Below are 310 nucleotides of genomic sequence, written 5' to 3' on the forward strand. Positions count from 1 at the left end.
ACCGCATAGGAGATCGAGGGATCGCCGGGGCCGTCCGGCTCCAGCACCACCTCGCGCTCGGCCGAAAGCAGTTCGCGCCAGCGCTGCGGGTGAAAGCCGGTGAGGGCAAGCAGGATTTTGCCTTTTTCCATTCGCGGATTTCTCTTCCCTGTTTGGCTGGCCCTGAAGCAATTCCAGGAAAAGTGTGTAGCGCTTTTCCGTCCGGAATTGCGTGAAATAGATAGCTACTCGCTGACCACGCCGGTCGGCGCCGTCTCGATCTTGAAGGCCGCCGCCATCAGCGCCCGCGTATAGTCCGTTTGCGGGCTGC

General features: G+C 61.3%; 1 pseudogene. It reads right to left on the bottom strand.

The features are described from left to right. Window positions 1–131: pseudogene (locus tag EN859_RS40095) on the bottom strand (glyoxylate/hydroxypyruvate reductase A); the annotation flags it as partial. Window positions 132–310 lie beyond the last annotated feature (179 nt).

This window comes from Mesorhizobium sp. M00.F.Ca.ET.216.01.1.1 (assembly GCF_004010325.2).
In the GTDB taxonomy this organism is placed as follows: Bacteria; Pseudomonadota; Alphaproteobacteria; order Rhizobiales; family Rhizobiaceae; genus Mesorhizobium.